The 18507-nt window shown below is 63.0% G+C and carries 18 protein-coding genes and 3 tRNA genes; 16 read left to right on the forward strand and 5 right to left on the reverse strand.

The features are described from left to right. Positions 1–8: 8 nt before the first annotated feature. The 6 genes from ACMDCR_RS17220 to ACMDCR_RS17245 all read left to right on the forward strand — a co-directional run bounded on the left by ACMDCR_RS17220 (position 9) and on the right by ACMDCR_RS17245 (position 7078). Positions 9–1199, forward strand: a complete 1191-nt coding sequence (locus ACMDCR_RS17220; protein ID WP_413987781.1) for a thiolase family protein — start codon at positions 9–11, stop codon at positions 1197–1199. Positions 1200–1202: 3 nt separating this feature from the next. Further along, on the forward strand, positions 1203–2468 hold the full coding sequence (locus ACMDCR_RS17225; protein ID WP_413987782.1) for a 3-methyl-2-oxobutanoate dehydrogenase (2-methylpropanoyl-transferring) subunit alpha: 1266 nt from the start codon (positions 1203–1205) through the stop codon (positions 2466–2468). Next, complete coding sequence (locus tag ACMDCR_RS17230; protein ID WP_413987783.1) at positions 2468–3481, forward strand: alpha-ketoacid dehydrogenase subunit beta; 1014 nt, start codon at positions 2468–2470, stop codon at positions 3479–3481. The genes ACMDCR_RS17225 and ACMDCR_RS17230 overlap by 1 nt, the downstream gene beginning before the upstream one ends. Positions 3482–3723: 242 nt before the next feature. Next, positions 3724–4950, forward strand: a complete 1227-nt coding sequence (locus tag ACMDCR_RS17235) for a dihydrolipoamide acetyltransferase family protein (protein WP_413987784.1) — start codon at positions 3724–3726, stop codon at positions 4948–4950. Positions 4951–6104: 1154 nt separating this feature from the next. Continuing rightward, a complete protein-coding gene (locus tag ACMDCR_RS17240; RefSeq protein ID WP_413987785.1) occupies positions 6105–6515 on the forward strand; it encodes a lysozyme inhibitor LprI family protein in 411 nt (136 codons plus the stop codon). Positions 6516–6700: 185 nt separating this feature from the next. Further along, positions 6701–7078, forward strand: coding sequence for a hypothetical protein (locus tag ACMDCR_RS17245; protein WP_413987786.1), 378 nt, complete (start codon positions 6701–6703; stop codon positions 7076–7078). A 1435-nt stretch (positions 7079–8513) separates the two neighbouring features. Here ACMDCR_RS17245 and ACMDCR_RS17250 read toward each other — a convergent pair. Beyond that, positions 8514–9218 (reverse strand): SOS response-associated peptidase, encoded by a 705-nt coding sequence (locus ACMDCR_RS17250; RefSeq protein ID WP_413987787.1) that lies wholly within the window; start codon positions 9216–9218, stop codon positions 8514–8516. Between the two features lie 461 nt (positions 9219–9679). Between ACMDCR_RS17250 and ACMDCR_RS17255 the strand changes: the two genes are divergently transcribed. After that, a complete protein-coding gene (locus tag ACMDCR_RS17255) occupies positions 9680–10255 on the forward strand; it encodes a hypothetical protein (protein WP_413987788.1) in 576 nt (191 codons plus the stop codon). A gap of 193 nt (positions 10256–10448) precedes the next feature. On the opposite strand, the gene ACMDCR_RS17260 is transcribed toward ACMDCR_RS17255, so the two are convergent. Further along, positions 10449–10868 carry a hypothetical protein gene (locus ACMDCR_RS17260; RefSeq protein WP_413987789.1) on the reverse strand — a complete coding sequence of 140 codons (420 nt, stop codon included), beginning with the start codon at positions 10866–10868 and terminating at the stop codon, positions 10449–10451. Positions 10869–10889: 21 nt separating this feature from the next. Between ACMDCR_RS17260 and ACMDCR_RS17265 the strand changes: the two genes are divergently transcribed. Continuing rightward, positions 10890–11135: a tyrosine-type recombinase/integrase gene (locus ACMDCR_RS17265; protein ID WP_413987790.1), complete on the forward strand. Its 246-nt coding sequence runs from the start codon at positions 10890–10892 to the stop codon at positions 11133–11135. An 11-nt stretch (positions 11136–11146) separates the two neighbouring features. On the opposite strand, the gene ACMDCR_RS17270 is transcribed toward ACMDCR_RS17265, so the two are convergent. Continuing rightward, positions 11147–11221, reverse strand: a tRNA-Glu gene (locus ACMDCR_RS17270). Between the two features lie 114 nt (positions 11222–11335). Beyond that, positions 11336–11776 (reverse strand): VOC family protein, encoded by a 441-nt coding sequence (locus ACMDCR_RS17275; protein ID WP_413987791.1) that lies wholly within the window; start codon positions 11774–11776, stop codon positions 11336–11338. A 116-nt stretch (positions 11777–11892) separates the two neighbouring features. Between ACMDCR_RS17275 and ACMDCR_RS17280 the strand changes: the two genes are divergently transcribed. From ACMDCR_RS17280 to ACMDCR_RS17315, 8 genes are all read left to right on the forward strand, one after another. Then, positions 11893–12606, forward strand: a complete 714-nt coding sequence (locus tag ACMDCR_RS17280) for an SIR2 family NAD-dependent protein deacylase (RefSeq protein WP_413993654.1) — start codon at positions 11893–11895, stop codon at positions 12604–12606. A 171-nt stretch (positions 12607–12777) separates the two neighbouring features. Next, on the forward strand, positions 12778–13368 hold the full coding sequence (locus ACMDCR_RS17285) for a cold-shock protein (RefSeq protein ID WP_413987792.1): 591 nt from the start codon (positions 12778–12780) through the stop codon (positions 13366–13368). Positions 13369–13372: 4 nt separating this feature from the next. Next, on the forward strand, positions 13373–13849 hold the full coding sequence (locus ACMDCR_RS17290) for a DUF192 domain-containing protein (protein ID WP_413987793.1): 477 nt from the start codon (positions 13373–13375) through the stop codon (positions 13847–13849). A 164-nt stretch (positions 13850–14013) separates the two neighbouring features. Further along, positions 14014–14090, forward strand: a tRNA-Pro gene (locus ACMDCR_RS17295). A 35-nt stretch (positions 14091–14125) separates the two neighbouring features. Then, the gene (locus ACMDCR_RS17300; RefSeq protein WP_413987794.1) at positions 14126–14431 is read left to right on the forward strand and encodes an ETC complex I subunit; all 306 of its coding nucleotides are present in this window, start codon (positions 14126–14128) and stop codon (positions 14429–14431) included. Between the two features lie 53 nt (positions 14432–14484). Continuing rightward, positions 14485–14561: transfer RNA gene (locus ACMDCR_RS17305), tRNA-Arg, on the forward strand. Between the two features lie 80 nt (positions 14562–14641). Then, positions 14642–15352 carry a hypothetical protein gene (locus ACMDCR_RS17310; RefSeq protein ID WP_413987795.1) on the forward strand — a complete coding sequence of 237 codons (711 nt, stop codon included), beginning with the start codon at positions 14642–14644 and terminating at the stop codon, positions 15350–15352. 43 nt (positions 15353–15395) lie between these two features. Beyond that, positions 15396–17150 (forward strand): ArnT family glycosyltransferase, encoded by a 1755-nt coding sequence (locus ACMDCR_RS17315; protein ID WP_413987796.1) that lies wholly within the window; start codon positions 15396–15398, stop codon positions 17148–17150. A gap of 87 nt (positions 17151–17237) precedes the next feature. Here the strand turns inward: ACMDCR_RS17315 and ACMDCR_RS17320 are convergent, their stop codons facing one another. Next, entirely contained in the window at positions 17238–18506 is a 1269-nt protein-coding gene (locus tag ACMDCR_RS17320; protein ID WP_413987797.1) for a DNA polymerase IV, read from the reverse strand. Between the last annotated feature and the right edge of the window lies 1 nt (position 18507).

Raw genomic sequence — 18507 nt, forward strand, 5'->3', positions numbered from 1 at the left:
GAGACGATATGGCGGATGATCCCATCGTGATCGCATCCTATGCGCGGACACCCATCGGCAGCTTCCAGGGCGCCCTGTCGAGCCTGAAGGCGACGGAGCTCGGTGCCCGCGCCGTGCACGAGGCGGTCAAGCGCGCCGGGGTGGAGGGGGATGCCGTCGACCAGATCTTCATGGGGTGTGTGCTCCCCGCGGGCCTCGGCCAGGCGCCCGCACGCCAGGCTGCCCTTGGCGCTGGCCTGCCCGGGAGCGTAGCCGCGACCACTGTCAACAAGGTCTGCGGCTCCGGCCTGCAGGCGGCTATCCTCGCCAGCGGCATGCTCGCCACCGGTGCCGCCGATATTGTCGTCGCTGGCGGTATGGAGAGCATGTCGAACGCGCCCTATCTGCTCGCCAAGCATCGCAGCGGCGCGCGTATCGGCCATGACCGCATCGCCGACAGCCTCTATCTCGACGGGTTGGAGGATGCCTATGACGAAGGGCGGCTGATGGGCGTCTTCGCGGAGGAGACCGCCGCCGCCCACCAGGTTACCCGCGCCGATCAGGACGCCTTCGCCCTCGAAAGCCTCACCCGGGCACGGCAGGCGCAGGACAACGGCGCCTTCGAGCGTGAGATCGTGCCAGTCCTGGTCAAGGGCCGAAACGGCGACAGCGTCGTGCAGTATGACGAGCAGCCGAAGCGCGCTGATCCCGGCCGCATTCCGCGACTGAAGCCGGCCTTCGGTGCCAACGGCACCATCACGGCCGCCAACGCTTCCTCCATCTCCGACGGCGCCGCCGCCCTGGTGCTGACCCGGGCCTCCGTGGCGCGGGAGCGGCATCTGCCGCAGCTCGCACGGGTCGCGGCCCATGCCGTGCACGCGCAAGCGCCGGCCGACTTCGCCACTGCGCCCGCCCCGGCGATCCGCAAGGCGCTGGTCAGGGCCGGTTGGGATCCCGAAGAGGTCGATCTCTATGAGATCAACGAGGCCTTTGCCGTGGTGGCGCTGCTCGCCATGCGGGACCTCGGGATTCCGCGCGAGAAGCTCAACGTCAATGGTGGCGCCTGCGCGCTCGGCCATCCCATCGGTGCCTCCGGGGCGCGGGTGATGGCGACGCTGCTGGCGGCGATGGAAGAGCGCGGGGCGCAGCGCGGTGTCGCCTCGCTGTGCATAGGTGGCGGCGAGGCCGTCGCCATGGCCGTCGAGCGTTTGGGAGGATAGAAGATGAAGCACGAAGTGCCGCCCCTCAGCCTGCATGTGCCGGAGGCGCATTTCCGCCCAGGCGATACGCCCGACTTCGGCTATCTAGACCTGCCGGCGGCGGGTGAGGCCCAGCGTCCGCCCATGGACGCCAAGGCCTCCGAAACGCGCGAGCTCGCCTTCGGCCTCGTGCGCGTGCTCGACGACGAGGGCAAGGCAGTCGGCCCCTGGGACCCCAAGCTCGACGCCGAGACGCTACGCAAAGCCCTGCGCGCCATGATGCTGACGCGCGCCTTCGACGAGCAGATGTTCAAGGTCCAGCGCCAGGGCAAGACGTCCTTCTATCTCAAATGCACGGGAGAGGAGGCGGTCGCCATCGGCCAGGTCTTTGCTCTCGAGCCTGGCGACATGTGCTTTCCGAGCTATCGCCAGCAGGGCCTCCTGATCGGGCGCGGCTGGCCGATCTTCGACATGATGTGCCAGATTTATTCCAACGCGCTCGATCGTCTGAAGGGTCGCCAGTTGCCGGTGCTGTATTCGGCGAAGGAGGCCGGCTTCTTCTCGCTATCCGGCAATCTGGCGACACAGGTGCCCCAGGCCGTGGGCTGGGCCATGGCTTCGGCCTACAAGCATGACCGCCACATCGCCGCCGCATGGGTGGGCGAGGGGGCCTCTGCCGAGGGCGATTTCCACCACGGCCTGACCTTCGCCGCCGTCTATCACGCCCCGGTGATCCTCAATCTCGTCAACAATCAGTGGGCGATCTCCTCCAGCCAGGGCGTCGCCGGCGGCGAGGAAGCGACCTTCGCCTCGCGCGCCATCGGATTCGGCATCCCTGGCATAAGGGTCGACGGCAACGATCTTCTTGCCGTCTACGCGGTGACGCGCTGGGCCGCCGAACGGGCACGCTCCAATCATGGGCCGACCTTGATCGAACTCTTCACCTACCGTGTCGCCCCGCACTCGACGAGCGACGATCCCTCCCGCTACCGGCCCGGCAACGAGGAGAAGTTCTGGCCGCTGGGCGATCCCATCGAGCGGCTCAAGCAGCATCTCATCGGCCTCGGCGAATGGAGCGAGGAGCGCCATGCCGAGCAGGCCACGGCGCTGCAGGAAGAGGTGCGCGCCGCCAATGGGCAGGCGCAGAGCCATGGCATCCTCAGCGACGGCCCGCACCACGAGGCGGGCACCATGTTCGAGGATGTGTTCAAGGAGATGCCCTGGCATTTACGCGAGCAGCAGGCTGAGCTGGAGCGCTTCAATGCCAGGGCCGAAGAGGAGGGAGCGTGATGGCGACCATGAACATGGTGCAGGCGCTCAACTCCGCCATGGATGTGATGCTGCAGCGCGACCCGGATGTGCTGCTCTTCGGCGAGGATGTCGGCTTCTTCGGCGGCGTCTTCCGCTGCACCGAGGGGCTGCAGCAGCGCTATGGCGACCAGCGCGTCTTCGATGCGCCCATTGCCGAGGGCGGCCTGATCGCAGTGGCGATCGGCATGGGCGCCTACGGGCTCCGGCCGATCATCGAGTGCCAGTTCGCCGACTACATCTATCCGGCCTTCGACCAGATCGTCTCCGAGGCGGCACGGCTGCGCCATCGCTCGGGCGGCGAGTTCAATTCGCCCATTACCATCCGCTCGCCCTATGGCGGCGGCATCTTCGGCGGACAGACCCACAGCCAGAGCCCCGAAGGGCTGTTCACCCATGTCTGTGGCGTGAAGACGGTGATTCCATCCAACCCCTACGACGCCAAGGGCCTCCTGATCAGCGCGGTGGAGGACGACGATCCCGTGCTGTTCTTCGAGCCGAAGCGCCTCTATTCCGGCCCCTTCGACGGCCATCACGACCGTCCCATGCGCCCCTGGACCGACCAGCCGGGTTCGGATGTGCCGATCGAGCATTACACCGTGCCGCTCGGCAAGGCAGCGGTCGTTCGGCCCGGAGCGGACCTCACCGTGCTGGCCTATGGCACCATGGTGCATGTCGCGCTGACGGCGGCCGAGGAAATGGACATCGACGCCGAGATCCTCGACCTGCGCACATTGCTGCCAGTCGATATCGAGACCATCGAGGAGTCGGTGAAGAAGACCGGCCGCTGCCTGATCGTGCATGAGGCGACCCGCACCGGCGGCTACGGCGCCGAGCTTTCGGCCCTGGTGCAGGAGCGTTGCTTCCATCATCTCGAGGCGCCGATCCAGCGCGTCACCGGCTGGGACACGCCCTATCCGCACACCTTCGAGTGGCACTATTTCCCCGGTCCCAGGCGTGTTGGGGAGGGGATGAAACGCGTGATGGCGGGCTGACTGGGAGCGCGGAGGTCGCAACGTGTGATGACAAGGGAGAATGCGGACCGGATGTCCAAGGACGCTAGCTTTGTGGGTGGGGCGCACGAAACGCGGAGTGGCGATCTCCGATCGCCATCTACCATCGTGGCAAACGCGCTGTCTCCAGGGATGGCGATCGGAGATCGCCACTCCAAAGCCGCGCCTCTGCCGGCAAAGTTAGTGCCAAATCGACAAGACGTCCGCGCACCCGGGAGAAAATCATGAGCAACTTCGTGTTCAAGCTGCCGGATGTGGGCGAGGGCATCGCCGAAGCCGAGATCGTCGCCTGGCATGCCGAAATCGGCCAGGACATCAAGGAGGACGATCCGCTGGTCGATGTGATGACCGACAAGGCAACGGTGGAGATTTCCTCACCGGTCTCCGGCCGCATCCTCTCGCGCCGGGGAGAGGTTGGCGCCATGGCCGCGATCGGCTCCGAGATCGTGGTGATCGCGACCGCGGCCAAGCCGGAAAAGGCGGCCTCCAACGGTAAGGCAACTCCTGCTCGCAAGCCGGCGCCAAAGCCTGCTGCCCCGCCGACGGAATCGGCAGCGCCGCTTGCCAAGGCAGCGGAGATCCGTTCCGGCAAGGTCCTAGCGGCGCCGGCGGTGCGGGCGCGGATGGCGGCGCTGAGGCTCGATCCCGCCACCCTGCGGGGCAGCGGCCCGGAAGGGCGCATCGAGCACGCCGATCTCGACCGGGCGCTGACACAGCTCAGCCGGCCTTCGACACCACCCGTGGAGGCTTCCGACGCGGTCGAGGAAGTGAAAGTCGTCGGCCTGCGCCGCCAGATCGCCGAGCGCATGCTCGAATCCAAGCGCCGCATCCCGCATTTCTCCTATGTCGAGGAGATCGACGTCACCGGCCTCGAAACGCTGCGTGCCGATCTCAACGGCTCGGAAGAGGGGGGCCGGCTGACACTGCTGCCCTTCCTGATCCGGGCGATGATCCGCGCCATCGCCCAGCATCCCGGTGTCAACGCCCATTACGACGACGAAGCCGGGATCATCCGCCGCCACGCGGCCGTGCATATCGGCGTGGCCACGCAAACACCGCGCGGCCTTGTGGTTCCGGTTATCCGCCATGCCGAGACTCTCTCGCTACAGAGGCTGGCGTCCGAGATCGTCAGGCTCAGCGAGCTTGCGCGCAACGGCAAGGCGGGGCGTGAACTGCTGACCGGCTCGACCATCACCGTTTCCAGCCTCGGTCCGCTTGGCGGCATCATGGCGACCCCGATCATCAATCCACCCGAGGTCGCCATTGTCGGCGTCAACAAGATCGTCGAACGGCCGGTGGTGCGCGAAGGACAGATCGCCATCGCCAAGCTGATGAACCTGTCATCGTCCTTCGATCACCGCGTGGTCGACGGTTTCGATGCTGCAGCCTTCATCAAGAGCGTGAAGGCCGAGCTGGAGGCGCCCGGGCGGCTGATTCAGGCGAGAGGTTAGGGAGCGCTATTAAGTGCTTCAAGCGCGACGCTTTCGCGCCATTCCTTCTCTCTGAACACCGGCTTGCCGATTCCCTGGAGCATAGTGGCCTTAGACCCGATAACCAACGAGGCAGGGGAGGCTGTCATCCCCGGCGCGCGTAGCGCGGGAAGGGGATCCAGGGGCCACGCGTGATACCCTTTAGCCCCTGGATCCCCTTCCTTTCACCCTCTCTCGCAGTCACAAGCAAGAGCTTGTGACGCGCTCGCGAGTGGCTCAACCGGGGATGACAGCGCGCTGATTCCTTGACGATCCACAAGCGTCGGACTCTCTCGCCTCCGCCGTCGTCCCACCGCGATGCGCACACGCTCGCGTTCCCACGCCCTTTCCGGCTGGGTTGATTGAGGAGACCGGGCGATGGCGGCTGCGGGGCAGCCGTGAAAGCAGGATCATGGAAGATGCAGGCCGCAGTGTCGATGCGAGCCGCCATCGCCCCGTTCCGGCGGCCGGGCACGCTGACAAAGCATGCAAGGCCACCTGTTTTTCCGCCTTGCGAAGGCGGAGGCGAGCCGGGAGCGGATGGCACGGACCATCCGAACCCGGCCCAGCCGGCTCGGCACAGGGGCTGAGCGACGTCCGTCCTGGCCGGATGGTGGCATCAGCCGTCTTCACCGCATCGGCGGGAGGAGGGACGAAGGCGTTGCCGGGCTCAAGCCCTTCACGCTCCGTCCAGGGATCACAGGGCACTTCCATGGGGTGCCGATCCCGTCTGTCCCGCCCGTCACCCCTGGAAGCCAGCTTCGAGAGAAGCGCAGCCTCCGTGCGCCAATCACTTGGACAGGCTGTCGGGGTGGATGGAGGCGTTCGGGGCCGGGTTGTACAGACGCCGGCCGCTGACGCCTCATTCCGTTACGGAATAGAGCATGGGAGAGAATGAAAGTCAAGAGGTGTTCGTTTTCTGTTCGTTGCCTTCCAGCTGCTTCTCTCATCCTCTTCGATGATGCCATGAAGCGGGACCTAAGGGCTCTCCGCCAGGAAGTCGTGGAGATGAGCCAAAGTGTCCGGCCTACGCCTGGTACCTCCTCCATCGGCGGTAAAATGCACGTCTGAAGCTTGCCTTTCCCCGCTTTACGGTTAGCTTCCTGCCGCCTGCATAACGCTTTGGGGAGTAGGATATGAGAGAAACTTTGATCGCCATGGTGGCGCTCTTGGCGGGGTCGCCGTCCCTGGCGTTGGCCGCTACTGATTGCAGCAATCCCCAGGACCAAGCCACGATGACCGAGTGTGCGGGTCGGGACCTGAAGGAAGCCAACGCGAAGCTCAACGCCCAGTACAAGGAAATCGAAAAGCGGCTGGCGGACAGCGCGGATGCCAAGAAGTTGCTCGTTTCCTCGCAGCGGGCATGGGTAGCCTTCCGGGACGCGGAGTGTTCCTTCCAGGCATCGGGGGCGGCAGGAGGAACGATCTACGGAACGATCTACGCGAACTGCGTCACTGCACTGACGACGGCGAGATCCAAGGATTTCGATGGCTACCTCAAATGTCAGGAAGGCGACCTGAGCTGCCCCGTCCCGGCGGGCGATTAGAGATTGCCGAGAAGCGGCAGCAGGCGACTTCGGACCAGACTTTCAGACCGCCAAGGTAGTCTGCCGATATTTCGCCAGAGTGACTTCATCACACTCTTATAAGCGGGGGGCACCCCACCCGGTTTCCCATTGGCGACCATCCCTCCGCGTGCAATCTTCCGGGAAACGCGAAGGGAGGCATGGCGATGGTGCGAAGCATGACCGGTCTGGTGGCTCTCGGGGTTTTCATAATGGCGCCCTCGATGGCCCTCGCCGATGGACTGCCAAAGCGGGTGGGTCAATGCGTTGAGACCCGCATCAAAGAGCTTGGGCCTCGCCTTGAAGGCACCCCTGACAGTGGCAGTACGGTCATCTACGAGAACGGGGTGTTCGGCGTCTCCTACGAGATCGAAGCGGCGCTCAAGAGTGCCCGTGTGGGCGATCCGGTGAAGCTCTGCCTTGTATCGGTGCCGAAGGGTTGCCCTCCCGGGGATGACCGCGGGAAGGAATACAAGGGCACGGACCTCAGGACACACCGCAGGTGGACCTTGCCGGACGCGGAGCATATGTGCGGGGGAGCGTGAGGCCACGATGACCCGAGCAGCCGGATATGCGGATTCGCTCGGTCGCAGAATCCTACGGAGTGTGGCGATCCCCTCGGTGGTTCTAGTGATCTTCCTCGGATATCTCCTCGCGCCCGCGTCAGCCCCAAAATGCGATGGCCAAGACGAAACTCCGTCGGCAAGGAGTCTTGTAACTAAGCGGTCACCGGATGCCGGCGGTAGGTTGAACATGGATGGCATAGGGATCAGCGCAATAGAAACAATCGGCACCTCAGCGGATAGCGTGGTGAGGTGTCGGGCGATGTTCGAGTTTAATGGCGGACCTATGGACATTGGTAAGCCAACCGCGAGGGCCAAGGCTGAGGAGGTCCGCAGGCTTCATATAGAAGGGAAAACTCCCACGGAGATCGCGAAGCAACGCGGGATCCGCCCGGGGGAGCATCTCTCGGGCTATTGAAAGCGTGAGCGCATAGCTCGGCCCGAGAGGCTTAGAACCAGCGGCCCCTGCCGTAAAATCCTCCGCCACCCAGGAGGATGATGAGCAGGACGATAACGAGAATGGTGGTCATCGGGGAAACTCCTTGGTCCCCGCGTGATCGGCGTAGAGGCTGCCTTACGGGGGCTCAAAGGGCCAACATTAGCTGGACCCGAATAGTTCCCCAGGCAGACTATGAACCGGCCTCCTCCTCCAATAGACGCTCGATGCCTCTAGAGAGCCCACAGCGAGTCACTGGCGGGCCTACTGCTTTTTGGAGTCGGGAGTGCCCGGGGGAGGAAGGTGGCGCTTACGGCCTGTCTGCGGCGCTGGGGGCGGCAAGGCGTCCTGAGGCGGCCAGTCGGGGGGCCTTAAGCTGCGACCGGAGATAGCGTGGCGCCAGATCCAGGGTCCCGTACAGATCACTATGGCGCTGAGGACGACCTCGCCGGCAACGCCAAGCCAGCCCGAGGCTGTGGCCTCAAAGCCAGCGCCGCTAATCTGCACATGAATAGTGGGGTCCATCTCGCCGCCTCGCAGCCTTCACCAAAAGGAAAACTGCAAACGGGAGAAATATATGAGGGCCGATTCGTCCCGCGGCCGCATGTGGCCGCTATAAAAATATATCGCTTGGATGGCTTCAGTACCGGATTTCCCAGGCAGACGACCTGTTTACAGTACCCCTTTTGTGCCCCTGATGTCTCCCAATACCTTGTCGATCAACAACCTAAGTTGCTGTTAATTCATGGGTTACCCATCAGGACGCCACGTCGCGTTCGATTCCGCTGGGAGCTCTCCGCCAATACGGTGTGCACAGCAAATGCAATAGAGTAAAGGCCGGGAGAAATAATTAGCGTTCTCGGCCATCTCTTGCCATGTAAGTCATTGATTAAAAACAAGGAATTAGGCGTGACGTTGAATGAAGGTCACCGAGTCGCCCCGCCCCACGCCCCGTGAGGGTCCGCGAGGACGCCGCAGCGTTCAGAGCAACTGATCATCCTCTATCGGGTCCGTCACGTCCGGCTGATTGTAGCTCGCAGTGCTCACCTTCGAGGAGATCGGCCACATGGCCATAAGCTCGGACGGGAAGGGGACCATGAGGTCCCTCGGGTCCGGTTCGATGTTGGCCATCCAGCGCTCATAATTCTCCGGGGCGATGATCACCGGCATACGGTCGTGGATGGTGGCGATGAGGCTATTCGGCGCGCAGGTCACGATGGAAAAGCTGCGGGTAATGATGCCCGTGGCCGGGTCGGTCCAGCTCTCCCATATGCCGCCCAGCGCAAACTTCGAGCCGTCCGCCATGGCGATGGCATAGGGCTGCCTTGGCCCTTTGAGGGGCTTGCCGTTCTCCCCGAGCGTCTTGCGCCACTCGAAGAAGTTGTCCACTGGAACAAGGCAGCGGCGGCTCTTGTAGGCACCCCGAAAGGCCGGTTTGTCCTGAATGCCCTCGCACCTCGCGTTGAACATCAGGGGCATGGTGGTGGGGTCTTTGGCCCAATTCGGGATAAGGCCCCAGCGCATCAGGCAGTGCTCATTGCGGCCCGAACCGGGGATGCGGCGGACGATCCACAGCCATTGCGTGGGCGAGCCGTTGTAGTGGGCCTTCCAGGCGCTGGCGACTTCCTCCTCGGTGGAACCCATCTCCGAGTAGATGCCCGGAAGTTCCGGGCCTGTTTGCTTCACGCGTCCGCACATTGCGTGAGCGTCCTGGCTGGATGGCGGTAGGAATATGATGTGGGTAGGGATGCGGGGACGCAAGCTCAGAAACCACAAGGGGCCTCAATGCGGTGCTTACGCTATATAGCGCCGCATCCCGCCAATATTCATAGCAGACGCATTTTGCTTGGGTTTGAATAAGTCTGGCGCGCCCTAGAGTTGCGGTAATTTCTGAGATATATCAATCACTTAGGCGTTGTATTGCCAGACCTGCCTCCAAAACCTCCCCATTGATTTGTAAGGCTTTTTTTCAGGGGGTGCCAACCCCTCCGAAGGCAAGAACGCCCGCCAGTTTCTCGGCGGTCTAACTCTTAGCTAATTCAGGTTGTATTCAGCAGGGCACCGCAATGATTGATGGACGCACCTCTCCTCGCGTCCGCTTTTTCCTTACGAGTTCTATGCGGCCGGGGAACCACAGGGAGAAACTCATGCTTCGCAACAGCAACCCGACGACCATCGCCAAACTCGCATCGGCCGCTTTGCTGGGCGCTGCCCTCGTTGTCACCCCGGTTCTTGCCAACAACGGCAAGGGAGGCGGCAATGGCGGTGGAAACGGCAATGGCGGCGGCAATGGCAATGGAGGCGGTCATGGCCATAGCCACGACGCAGGCTCTGGATCCGCCAATTCGGACGGTCAGGGCCAAACTGGCCAGGATGCGATCAAGCGGCACGCACGTACCTACGGCAAGTTGAACGGCTTCCTGCATGCCTCGCCATCCGCTCTGGAGCATGCCTCGCCCAAGTCCGAGGTTGGCAAGGTCGCGACTGTCTATGCAGGTCTTCTTCAGAACTATCTTTCGCCCGGCCAAGGTACTACTGCTCCAACGGCCGAGCAGGTAAAGGCTGCCCTCGCGGCCGCCGCGAACAAGCCTCTCTCGATTGGAGTGATCAAGGCCGTCAACGCCAAGCTTGCGGCGACCAATCCGAACTTGGCGACAGAGATTTCGGCCTATAATGGCGGTGCGACGGGCCTGGCAACGGACATTTACAAGGCAGCGCCATAACCCACAGTCGCCGACTCTGGCGCCCCGCCGTTGCGTAGCGAACTGGGAACTTCAAAATCAAAAACAGCCTGATTTTTAGCGGGCGGCGCGCCCGCTAGCCTCCCCCTCCCTGGAAAGTACCTTTCCCCTGCTACGGCAACCCGCATTCCGTGGCTTCTCGTGGCCGCTGGCGGGCTCTATGGTCCGCCCGCTGTCAGCAGCGGATTAGCAAGATGGCCGCCCTGGGCTTGGTGCGCGGGCCGGTAGACACTATGGGGGCCCCTCCTCGGCATCGCAGTTGCCGCGCGCGCCCGAGCGTCAGATATTGTTCTGATCCAAAGGAGATCAGATCAGCGACCGTAACGCTCGATCCAGATGGCAGCAGCGCATCAAACAATGCCTTGACATTGACGCCGGTCCCCATCGGGAACACGCGGGTGATGTATGTTCCCGTGGTGCGGATCCGCCCCCCGATCAGCATCGTCCCCGGGTAGAGGACCGGGCTGATCTTGTCGGATCCGCCAATGACAGCGTGCAGGGTAATGGTTTCAGAGATGAACTCATCGGCCGCATAGTTCTGGGCTGGCGCCAGTTTGAGTACGCTGCTGTCGGCTCGAACGATCTCGTAGCGCATCCGAACATCGGCGAGGCGGGCGTGCCGGACCGATGCATCACCCATCATATCAGGAAAGCGGCGGCCCGGCGCTTGGCCGAGGTTGGCTGCTCGTCGAAGGAAATTGCCGCGATTACTGGCCACAAATCGCTTGTCGAGGTCGAGCGTTACGTCCGCGCAGCTGAACAAAGGAAGCTATCCCAGGCTGCAATCCGGCGGCTCACGGATGCCGCCGATTGCCAAACCGCTGCCTGGGTTTGGCAATTTAGGGGGATAAGCTATCGATAAGTCGGGATGCTTGGCGCGCCCTAGGGGAATCGAACCCCTCTCTCCACCGTGAAAGGGTGGCGTCCTGACCGATAGACGAAGGGCGCGGCGGGGCGGACATATAGATTGGGGAATCGAAGGCGGCAAGAGGAATATGCCGCCTTTTGACAATTATGTGGAAACCGGCAGTTGCAGGCTTTTTGGGCCTGAAACGCTGCGAATTACCATACGCCGGTGTTGCCCATCGAGGCCCAGGGCTCGGCCGGGGCCAGGGCGTCGCCCTTTTGGAGGATCTCGATCGAGATGAGATCGGGCGAGCGCACGAAGGCCATGTTGCCATCGCGCGGCGGGCGGTTGATTGTGACGCCGGCTTTCTGCAATCTGGCACAGAAGTCGTAGATATTGTCGACCTCATAGGCGAGATGGCCGAAATTGCGGGCCGAGCCGTAATCCTCGGTATCCCAATTGTAGGTCAGCTCAAGGGCAGGGGCTTTGCCGGCCTTGAAGGCATCGAGATCCTCCGAGGCCACCAGGAAGACGAGGGTATAGCGGCCCTTCTCGTTCTCATGGCGGCGGGCCTCGACCAGGCCGAACAGATCGACATAGAATTTAAGGGATGCATCGAGGTCGTGGACGCGGACCATGGTGTGCAGATATTTCATCGTTTCCTCATCGAGTTTCTGGGGCAAGTGAGTATTCGGGGTACTAAGGCCTAATGCCTGAGATCGTTGACGACAAGAAGACTGTGCCTGCCGAGGACCTCGCTCGCTTCGATGTGATGCTGCGATCGGCCAATCGCATCGTGGCCTTCACGGGGGCGGGCCTGTCGACGGAAGCCGGCATTCCCGATTTCCGCTCGCCCGGCGGGCGCTGGAGCCGGATGAAGCCGATCCCGTTCCAGGATTTCCTCGATAGCGACGAAGCGCGGCGCGAGACCTGGCGGCGGCGCTTCGACATGGACAACGAGATGCGCCTCGCCCGCCCCACCCGTGGGCACAAAGCCATCGCCTCCTGGATCAAGGCCGGCAAGAGCCCCGCCGTGATTACCCAGAACATCGACAATCTACACCAGGCCTCCGGCATTCCCGACGATGCTGTGATCGAGGTGCATGGCAACACGACCTATGCGGCCTGCCTCGATTGCGCCAAGCGCTATGAGATCGAGGATTTGCGCGGTTCGTTCGAAGCAACGGGCGAGGCGCCTCGCTGTGATGGCTGCGGCGGCTTCGTGAAGACCGCCACCATTTCCTTTGGTCAACCGATGCCGGAAATCGCTATGCAGAAGGCGACTCAACTGGCCAGGACGAGCGATCTATTCGTCGTGGTCGGTTCTTCGCTTGTGGTCTACCCGGCGGCCGATTTGCCAGGCATGGCACGCAAGCAGGGGGCCAATGTTGTCATCATCAACAGGGAGCCGACGCCTGGCGACCTCTATGCGCACCTCCTGCTGAGGGGCGAGATCGGTGACATATTGGAGGATTTTGTGCTCTAGGGGTGCGCGAAGCCACGAAAATCAGGCGAATTCGAGGAAGTATCTGCGTTGCACGAAGTTGATGCATAAAATTGTTAATTCGGGCTTTCCGTGACGCCTAGCAGTGTTATCGTAGCAACGTCAAGAATCGTGCGGCAGCCCAATCCGTGGGCGATGTGTTGGATGGCGTAGATGGGTACGAACGATTTTGAATCCAGGTTCGGGCCAGGTCGGGAAACCGAGGATCATCTGGATGAGAGACCGGTTGGCCTGATCGAGATTGCCGGCGCCATCAAATGGTTCGACGTCGCCAAGGGGTATGGGTTCATCGTGCCCGACAGTGGCGGCCAGGATATCCTTCTCCACGTGAGCGTACTCAGGCGCGACGGTTTCCAGGCCGCGTATGAAGGCGCGCGGGTGGTCGTCGAGGCAACCCAGCGCGCAAAGGGCCTACAGGTCTTCCGCATCCTGTCGATGGATGAATCAACCGCCGTGCACCCCGCCCAGATGCCGCCGGCGCGCACCCATGTGCAGGTGACGCCGTCCGGCGGCTTCGAGCCCACCACGGTGAAATGGTTCAACCGCCTGCGTGGATTCGGTTTCGTCTCGCGTGGTGACGGCACGCCAGACATCTTCGTTCATATGGAGACGCTGCGCCGCTTCGGCATTATGGATCTCAAGCCGGGACAAACCCTTATGGTGCGCTTCGGCAATGGGCCCAAGGGCCTGATGGCGGCGGAACTGAAGCTCGCCGATGGCCCGTCCGGCCCTCAATCGCACTAAAAAGATGCCAGAATATTCTATTATTCCAAAGATTTATATCGCTTTCTTCGCGTTTTTTATCAGCTTTCTTGCGCTTCCCGGCGCCTTCGCCGAAGACGGGGTCTTCGAGCCTCTTTCGATTACCACAGCCAGCGGCAAGCATGATTTCCAGGTCGAGGTCATGCGAACGGACGACGAGCAGCAGCGCGGCATGATGTTCCGCCACAGCCTGGACGACGACAAGGGCATGCTGTTTCCCTTCCCGAACGAGCGGATCGCGACCTTCTGGATGGAGAATACCTATGTCTCGCTCGACATGATTTTCATCAGGAGTGACGGCACCATCCAGCGCATCGAAAAGCGCGCCGAACCGCTGTCGACGAATACCATTTCCTCGGGCGCGCCCGTGCTGGCCGTGCTGGAGGTGATCGGCGGCCTCTCCGACAAGCTGGGCATCAAGCCCGGGGACAAGGTCGGCTATCCCATCTTCAAGGCGGAGTGAAGTCCGGGTGCACGGGCATACTGCCCGTTCTTGCTGGACAGCAAGCGTTGTGGTTCAAGAACGGGCAGCATGCCCGTGCACACGGAACAGCTTTGATAAAAGCCTCCCAAGGGCTCTTGCGGTTCGCGCCGCGTGCCCTTACTAAGCACATCACTCATTCTGAACGGGGTATGGCGCAGCCTGGTAGCGCGACAGTTTTGGGTACTGTAGGTCGTAGGTTCGAATCCTGCTGCCCCGACCAGACATGAGGACAGACGAGAAAGCGGACGGTCAACGATGACAGCCAAGATCTACAAGCCGGCACGCACGGCCATGCAGTCGGGTTCCGCGAAGACCAAGGACTGGCTTCTGGAGTTCGAGCCGGAAGAGCCGCGTTCAGTCGAGCCCCTGATGGGCTGGACTTCCTCTGGCGACATGAAGCAGCAGATCAAGCTGCGCTTCGCCACCAAGGAAGAAGCGATCGCCTATGCCGAGCGCAACGGCCTCGCCTACCAGGTCTTCGAGCCGCATGATCCGTCGACCAAGATCCTTTCCTATTCTGACAATTTCAAGGTTTCGCGCGTCGGTCAGTGGACCCATTGAGGCCCCGCGCCGGCTGAACGCAAGTACGGGCTGGCTCTTGCCGCCGGCCTCGGGGCCCCATAGCTCAGCTGGATAGAGCGAGCGCCTTCTAAGCGCTAGGTCGCAGGTTCGAGCCCTGCTGGGGTCGCCATTGGCGGGCATAAGGATGTTATGAACGATAATCGGGTTGTTTTTCTTTTTCCGCACATTCTCAAATGTGCCGGGATCAGTGTGCGCAACTTCCTCATGGACGCCTTGCCGCCCGAACAGGTGGCTCTGATCTACAGCGAGAAGGAGCGCGATCCCTGGCTGAAGCCGCTTCAGCACGTGCCGCAGAGCCAACGGGACGCCCTGCGTATCCTCTACGGACATCGGCTGCCGCGTAACGCCATTGAAGGTTTCCACGGCCACCCGATCTGGGAGGTCGGTCTCCTGCGTGATCCGACTTCCTGGTGCGTTTCAATGTACAACTTCCTGCAAACGGCGGCCGAGCGGCACCGCGTGAAAGGCTGGTCGTTCGAGAAGTGGTACGGCACCATCAAGCGCAACCGTGTCAGCCGTTTCTACCTCAAGAATTACTACCGCCTCTCCTCGACGAAGCTGCGCTTCATGTCGGAGCGCAATCGCTTCGACTTCATGTCCGAGCATTTCGAGAAGTTCTGGTTCGTGGGAGACTACCGCAATTGCGACAATGTCGTCGCTCGGATTGCGGAGGAACTCGGCGTGCCTTTCGAGAAGCTGCCGCACATCCATGCAGCCCCCGAGAACAGCGTGCGGGTGCAGGATCTGAGCGATGCCTTGCGCGCGCGCATTCGCGAGGAAAACGCCCTTGATCAGGCGCTCTACGATGCCTGGGGCAAGCGCCTGTGGGATGGGAAGCCCGATCTGGACGCCGGCAGCGATCTTCCCTCGCGCTGGACCTGGGCCAATATTGCGAGCTGACCGGCGTGGCCGGGCGCGTGTAAGCTCGAAGGGGAGATGGTGAATGGCGGATACACTCAATCCCCCGCTCTTCCAGAAAAGCACTCTCGGTCAGCTATTCGATCGTGTTGCGGCGTCCAACCTGCTGGCCATCGCAGCCCTGCTGCTGACCGCCTTTCTTGCTCTGGCGCCTGGCTTCACCACGCTGCCGCCGATGGACCGTGACGAGCCGCGCTTCGCCCAGGCCTCCAAGCAGATGCTGGAGAGCGGCGACTATGTCTCGATCCGTTTCCAGGACGAGGCGCGGCTGAAGAAGCCGGTGGGTATCTACTGGCTGCAGGCCGCGGCGGTCAGCCTGGGTGAGAAGCTGGGCGTGCCCGAGGCGCGCACCACGATCTGGCTCTACCGCATCCCCTCGCTCATCGCCGCGATCGGCGCCATCCTGCTGACCTGGTGGACAGCGCTGCCCCTTGTCGGCCGTCGCGCGGCGCTGCTGTCGGGCCTGATGATGGCGGGCTGCGTGCTCCTCGGCGTGGAGGCGCGGCTCGGCAAGACGGATGCGACGCAGCTTTTCACCGTGATGGCGATGGTGAGCGTGCTGGCGCGCTTCTTCATGGCCTCTCGCAAACGCCTGGCGCAGCCGGACGGCTTTGCTCTGCCAGCGATGTTCTGGATCGGCATGGCAGCCTCGATCCTGATCAAGGGGCCGATCGGCTTGCTCCTGGTTGCGCTCACCTGCCTAACGCTCGTCGTTCTCTGCCGCCGCGCCGATGCACCCGCCGTCGGTCCAGGCAGTGGCTGGTTCGCCACGCGCGACTGGCAGTGGCTGAAGAGCCTGCACTGGCTTTACGGCCTGATCTTCACGCTGGTGCTGGTCTCGCCCTGGTTCATCGCCATCATGATCCAGACGGGCGGCGCGTTTCTGCAGCAATCGGTCGGCGAGGATATGCTGAACAAGGTGGCCGTCGCGCAGGAGTCGCATGGCGGGTGGCCGGGCACCTATCTGGCTGTCTTCTGGGGCACGTTCTGGCCGTTTGCACCCCTGGCGGCGCTGGCTGCCCCCTGGGTCTGGCGTCACCGCCGCGAGCCCGTGGTGATGTTCCTGCTGGCCTGGCTGGTGCCGTTCTGGCTGGTGTTCGAGTTCTTCCCCACCAAGCTGCCGCATTACGTGCTGCCGGTCTATCCGGCGATATCGATCCTCATAGCGGCGGCGCTGTTCGATGGCGCACTGCCGCTGGGGCGATGGGCGCGCCTCGTGGCCGGGCTGATTCCGCTGCTCGCCATCGTGCTCGCAGCGATCGCCGTCGGTGCCGTCTGGTTCTACCAGCGGGAGATCGCCTGGCTTGCCCTGCTTCTCGGCCTCCTCGCCATTGCCGCCTCTGTCCTGTGCTGGAAGCAGTTGGGGCAGGGGCGCCAGGTCGAGGCCGTGCTGAGCTGCCTTGCCACCGGCCTGCTGCTTTATTGGGGCGTCTATGCCGGCGCCATCCCCAAACTTCAGGCCATCGCCATCAGCCCGCGTCTGGTCGCGGCGGCCGCAACTCCGCAATGCCCGCACGTGCAGGCCGCCAGCGTCGGCTTCCGGGAACCGAGCCTGGTGTTTCTTGCCGGCACGGACCTGCAGCTGCCGGACGCTGCCGGCGCCGCCGATTTCCTGGGGCAGGGGACCTGCCGCGCTGTATTCGTCGATGCCAAGTTCGAGCCGGCCTTCCTGGCGCGCCTGGCGGCGAATGGCACCAAGGCAGCGCTGGTGAGCCGGGTCGACGGCATCAACATCAATGGCGGCAGGAAGCTCGATATGGGGGTGTATCGGGCGCAGTAGCTCCGGGTGCACGGGCATCCTGCCCGTTCTTGGAACCGCGGCGCTTATAGGAAAGGAAGAACGGGCAGGATGCCCGTGCACCCGGAGCTATCCCTCGTCCTTCTCCGGCCTGAACGCGATACCTTTCTGCACGGCGGTCTTGCCGAACTTCGCGCGCACTGCGTCGATGGCATCCTCGGCCGCTACGAGGCGCTTGGCGAGCGGGTCCGCGAGGTCGCCATGGTCGGCATCGGCCATATCGACCAATCCGGTGACGCCGATGCCGATCAGGCGGTATTGCGTACCGTCGGTCTCCTTGGCCAGCAGCTTCTTGCCGGTTTCGAAGATGCGCGTGGCAAGGCGCGTCGGTTCGTGCAGGCCCTGGGCACGGGTGCGCAGCTTGAAATCCGCCGATTTCAGCTTGAGCGTCACCGTGGAGCCGGCGATGGAGGCGTTCTTCAGGCGCGAGGAGACTTTCTCGGACAGGCGCCAGAGGATGGGCAAGAGGTTCTCGCCAGTCGCAAGATCGTGCTCGAAGGTGGTCTCGGCCGAGACGGATTTGCGATCGCCTTCCGGATCGACCTTGCGGGTATCGCGACCGAAGGCGAGCCGCGCCAGCCGCTGGCCTTCGACGCCGTAGCGCCTGATCAGCGGGATCTCGCCGGCCTTCTGCAGGTCTGCGATGGTGCGCAGGCCATCCCGCTCGTAACGCGCCGCTCCGGCCTTGCCGACGCCCCAGATGAAGGAGATCGGTCGGGGGGCCAGGAAGGCGGGTGCTTCCTCCGGCGAGAGCACCGCAAAACCGCGTGGCTTTTCGAGATCCGAGGCGGTCTTGGCCAGGAACTTGTTGCCGGAAAGGCCGATGGAAACGGTGATGCCGAGTTCCTTCTCCACCCGGTTGGCAAAGAGCAGCAGCGTGCGGGCGGGGCTGGCGTGATGCAGGCGTTCGGTGCCGGTGAGGTCGAGAAAGGCCTCGTCGATCGAGAGCGGCTCGACCAGTGGCGTCAGCGCCAGCATCCTCTCGCGCACCTGCCGTCCCACCTGGACATATTTTTCCATGTTCGGCCGTATGACGACGGCCTCGGGGCAGAGCTTCAAGGCCTGGAACATCGGCATGGCCGAGCGCACGCCATAGGTGCGGGCGATATAGCAGCATGTGGAGACCACGCCGCGCTTCGCCCCGCCCACGATCACCGGCTGGTCGGCGAGGGAGGGATCGTCGCGCTTCTCGATAGTGGCGTAGAAGGCATCGCAATCGACATGGGCGATCGACAGCTTTTCCAGTGCCGGATGCCTGATGATGCGGGGCGATCGGCAGGCGGGACAGCGCTCCCCTTCGCCGACATTGCTGAGGCAATCACGGCAGATTGCGCCCATG

The organism is Labrys okinawensis (genome assembly GCF_047345005.1).
Lineage (GTDB): Bacteria > Pseudomonadota > Alphaproteobacteria > Rhizobiales > Labraceae > Labrys > Labrys okinawensis.